The 4,453-nt window shown below is 58.6% G+C and carries 4 protein-coding genes and 1 pseudogene; 4 read left to right on the top strand and 1 reads right to left on the bottom strand.

Going from position 1 to position 4,453, the window contains the following annotated elements; translation table 11 throughout:
• Positions 1 to 858, top strand: an 858-nt coding sequence (locus NW820_RS10495; RefSeq protein WP_414407448.1) for a methyltransferase domain-containing protein, incomplete at its 5' end; no start/stop codon positions are given.
• Positions 859 to 905: 47 nt separating this feature from the next.
• On the opposite strand, the gene NW820_RS10490 is transcribed toward NW820_RS10495, so the two are convergent.
• Positions 906 to 1,526: a uracil-DNA glycosylase gene (locus NW820_RS10490; protein ID WP_414407449.1), complete on the bottom strand. Its 621-nt coding sequence runs from the start codon at positions 1,524 to 1,526 to the stop codon at positions 906 to 908.
• A 280-nt stretch (positions 1,527 to 1,806) separates the two neighbouring features.
• On the opposite strand from NW820_RS10490, the gene NW820_RS10485 reads away from it, so the two are divergent.
• The 3 genes and pseudogenes from NW820_RS10485 to NW820_RS10475 form a co-directional block, all read left to right on the top strand.
• Positions 1,807 to 3,267: a TldD/PmbA family protein gene (locus NW820_RS10485; RefSeq protein WP_414351651.1), complete on the top strand. Its 1,461-nt coding sequence runs from the start codon at positions 1,807 to 1,809 to the stop codon at positions 3,265 to 3,267.
• A 20-nt stretch (positions 3,268 to 3,287) separates the two neighbouring features.
• Complete coding sequence (locus NW820_RS10480) at positions 3,288 to 4,142, top strand: DUF4351 domain-containing protein (RefSeq protein WP_414407447.1); 855 nt, start codon at positions 3,288 to 3,290, stop codon at positions 4,140 to 4,142.
• Positions 4,143 to 4,146: 4 nt separating this feature from the next.
• Positions 4,147 to 4,453 (top strand): annotated as a pseudogene (locus NW820_RS10475) (RNA-guided endonuclease TnpB family protein); the annotation flags it as partial.

The raw sequence follows: 4,453 nt of genomic DNA, 5'->3' as shown, positions 1-4,453 counted from the left end.
ATGACCTCCACCCTCAACCAACGCATTCGCCACTTCTACGATGCCTCCTCCGGCCTCTGGGAGCGGGTGTGGGGGGAGCACATGCACCATGGCTATTACGAGCCGGGCCAAACCGGTAAGGATCGCCGCCAAGCTCAGATTGACTTGATTGATAGGGTTATCCAGTGGGGCCAGATCGGGGATCCCTGCCCTCCCCAGCACATTCTTGATCTTGGCTGTGGCATTGGGGGAAGCAGCTTGGAGTTAGCCCGGCGCTTTGGGGCACAGGTTACGGGCATTACCCTCAGCCCCGTCCAAGCCAAGCGGGCTACGGAGCGCGCCCAAGAGGCCGGCCTGAGCAACAAGGTGCGATTTCAGGTGGCCGATGCCCTGGAGATGCCCTTTGCAGACAACACCTTTGATCTGGTGTGGTCTCTGGAAAGCGGCGAGCACATGCCGGATAAGCGGCAGTTTCTGGCCGAGGGCTGGCGGGTCTTGCAACCGGGCGGGCAGGTGATGGTGGTAACCTGGTGCCACCGCGAGGGATCCCTGAGCCAGCAGGATCAACAGCTTTTGCAGAAAATCTACGAGGTGTACTGCCTGCCCTATGTGATCAGCCTCTCCAGCTACGAGGCTCTGGCCCAACAGGTGGGCTTTGAGCAGGTGCGCAGCGCCGACTGGTCGGAGCGAGTGGCCCCTTTCTGGGATGAGGTGATCGCTTCTGCCCGCGACTGGCGCTGGATCTGGGCTTTGCTGCGCAGCGGCTGGGTTACCGTTCGCGGGGCGCTGGGGCTGGGCCTGATGCGTCAGGCTTATGCCACCGGCTTGCTCCGCTTTGGCCTCTTGACTGGGTTCAAACCTGGGGATCAGCCAAGGTAGGGATCCCTTGCTCTCCTTTGGGAGGAGGGGCGCTTGGGGAAATGGGCTCAAAAGTTGGGCTGGGGCGGTGCTGTGCCAGTGAGTTCCAGATACTTTTGCTTCACCGCCTGAATATCCTGCCACATCAACCACTTGGGGCTGCCAGGGGTGCGGTCTGGGTTGCGCAGCAGATAGGCCGGGTGAAAAATGGGCATACACCAGCGTCCCTGCCACTGGATCCATTCCCCGCGGATCTTGGTGATCCCTCGCTTCTCGCCCAAAAGGGAGCGCACCGAGGTGGCCCCCGTGAGCAGAATAATCCAGGGATCCACCAGGCGAATCTGCTCCAACAGATAGGGACGGCAGGCGTCCATCTCCTCCTGGGTGGGCACGCGGTTGTTAGGGGGGCGGCACTTGACCACATTACAGATGTAGGTGTCCTGCTCGGGATCCAGCCCCACCGAAGCCAGGATTTTATCCAGCAATTGTCCCGACTTGCCCACAAAAGGCAGCCCCTGCAGGTCTTCGCTTTCCCCTGGCCCCTCTCCGATGATTAAAATCCTTGCCTTGGGGTTGCCCCGATGCACCACCACATGGGTACGGCTGGCTGCCAAGTCGCAGCGCTGGCATACCAAACAATGCTGCTTCAGTTGCTCCAAATCCCTGTAAGTGCCGGGGGGGATGGGCACCTGGGCCGACAGGGGGATCTGATCCCACTGGGGGAGTGTCTCCTCCGCCGGGGCTGGCGGCTCGATGGGATCGTCAAACAGGCTGGGCTGAAGCTCCGGCGGTTTTTTCTTGGCAGCCATTGCAAGTCGAGGTTTCCTTGTGCAGCGATCTTCGATTGCTCCCCCGCCCTTGTCAAGCTCAAGGCCAACCTGCCGGCAGGGGAGAACCTTTACTCCTTGTTAAACTGAGAAAACGAAAACTTGCGCCGGCCTTAGCTCGTCTCTACTCCCTGAGCCTGCCATGCTGCTTTTGTCCAAAGAACTGCCCAACCTGAACTACCGTCATACTCTACAGCGCTTCGACGAGGATTGGCGGGATCCCCTCTCTGCCCTGTTGGGCTGGGGGCGCGCTGCCGGTGCCGATTTGGTGGAGATTTTTCTAGAACGGGGCAATTCCATCAGTTGCCTGGCCGAAGATGACGCCATCACCAGCATCACCCCACGGCTCTCCACCGGGGCCGGCGTGCGGGTGTTTCGCGGCTTGGCCGACTGCTACGTCAGCACCAACGATCTGTCCTTTGCCGGTCTCAAGGCTGCTCTGGAGAAGGGCCTTTCGCTGATGGGCTTCACCCCTCCTGGCCCCACAGCGCTGGTTTCTGCCATCAACCTGGAGATGCTGCAGGACTACGGCGAGCGTCGCCGCAAAGATGGCTGGTTGAAGGAATGTAGCCCCATTGCGGAGATGGGGGAGATCCTGCTCAAAGCCAACGAGCAACTGGGTCGCCAAGCCCGCCATGTGCAGTCCCGCCGCACCACCTATTTCCGCGATTGGCAAGAGATTCTGGTGGCCTGCAGCGATGGCACCTTTGTGCGGGATGTGCGCCTCACCCAATCCGTGAGCTCTACGCTGCTCTGTGCCGATGGATCCCATCGCGCCTCTGTCAGTCAACGCTCCGGCGGTACGGGGGATCCCAACTTTTTGCGCCGTTGGGATCTGGAGGCCCATAGCCGGGAACTGGCAGAAGCCGCCGGCCAGATGCTCTATGCCGACTACGTGGAATCCGGCACCTACCCGATTGTGATGTCCAACGCTTTTGGCGGCGTTATCTTCCACGAAGCCTGCGGCCACTTGTTGGAAACCACCCAGATTGAGCGCAAAACCACTCCCTTTGCCGACAAAAAAGGCCAGAAAATTGCCCACAAAAACCTCACCGCCTGGGACGAAGGTCTCTCTGAAGGGGCCTTTGGCAGCCTGGATGTGGACGACGAGGGCATGCCGGTCCAGCGCACTTTGCTAATTGAAAAGGGCATTTTGAAGAACTTCCTGGCCGACCGGGCCGGCTCACTGCGCACCGGCCACCCTCGCACCGGCAGCGGTCGCCGCCAAAACTACACCTTTGCCCCCGCCAGCCGTATGCGCAATACCTACATTGCCCCCGGAGATGCAGAATTGGACGATCTTTTTGCTTCTATCGACAAAGGCATTTACTGCAAGCGTATGGGGGGAGGGAGCGTCGGCCCCACTGGGCAATTTAACTTCGCCGTCGAAGAAGCCTATCTCATCGAAAACGGCAAGATTACCAAACCCCTCAAGGGAGCCACTCTGATCGGAGAAGCCAAAGACATCTTGACCAAAATTTCCATGTGTTCTAAGGACCTCAGCTTGGCAGCTGGGTTCTGTGGCTCTGTAAGTGGCAGCATTTACGTCACCGTCGGGCAGCCTCACATCAAGGTAGATTCCATTACCGTGGGCGGTCGCTAATTCCAGGGATCCACCTCGACATGGCCTATGACAACGTCTGCAAATATCTGGCCGAGCGTTTCCCAGAGCAGTTTGCCCGCTGGCTCATGGGAGAAGTGGCTCGGCTCCGACTCTATCGGAGGTATCCTCACCTATCGGTGCAGCAGGTGGTCAAGGTGCTCCGCACCGCTAACGCGATTGACTTGCGCAAAACGGGGTCGGAGCGAGTTTTCCAGACCTCTTTTCGTCTAGAGAGGCTGAGCCATGAGTTTGATGTTGTCCGCCTGTGGGAATGCGATTTGAGGGCCGGAGCGGATCGGCAAGCCCTGCTACCGTTTCGGGTTCTAAGCCAGGTGGAAGATCCAGCAGAAACCTTGCGAGAGGTGGTCAGTGAGCTAGAGAGCTTGGCAGACCCCAGTGAGAGAAGGGAATTGGCAGCCGCAACAGCCGTCTTGGCGGGACTAGCATTGGATCGGGGTTTGATTCGACAAATCATGAGGTCTTTGGATATGAGGGAATCGGTGATCTACCAAGAGTGGCGGGCAGAAGCTCTGCGAGAGGGGCTGGAAGAAGGGCGCAAAGAAGGACGCAGAGAAGGACTACAACTGGGCCTGCAACAAGGGCTACAACAAGGATTACAACAGGGATTGCAACACGGGGAAGCAACGCTGGTTTTGCGGCTGCTCAGGCGGAAGTTGGGATCCCTTGACCCGGCCCTTGAGAATAGGATTTGGGCTTTGTCAACGTCACAACTGGAGGCGCTGGGGGAAGCTCTGTTGGACTTCAACAGCTTGGAGGATTTAACTGCCTGGCTGGCCCGTCAGCTAGAAACCGCAGGAGCCCCGCTCTCTGCCCACAGGGCAAGGGTCGGGAGGAATGTGAGTAAAATGCAATAAGGCTATGACCCAAGTCCTGACCGTTTCTTGCAAGCTCAAGGTGTCCCAGTCGCAAGCCGCCAAATTGGACGAGACATTGGATGCTTTGTCGCTACGCGACGCTAACGCGAACGGCCAAGCCTTGAACTGGGTCAACCAAAACACACCCGAGAAAGTCGTCAACCCACTGAAACTCCAATCCCTGTGCTACTACGAAATCCGTGCCCGTTTCGGCTTGTCCAGTAATTTGGCAAGGACTACGTCCCGCTTACGCGACCAACAGATATGCAGACGGGTAGCGTCTGCTCGCAAGGTGGCACAACAGAAAAACC

The sequence above is a fragment of the Synechococcus sp. R55.7 genome, from assembly GCF_047461955.1.
GTDB lineage: Bacteria > Cyanobacteriota > Cyanobacteriia > Thermostichales > Thermostichaceae > Thermostichus.
Note: the sequence above shows the minus strand (reverse complement) of the source record. Positions and strands in the feature narration are given on the sequence as shown.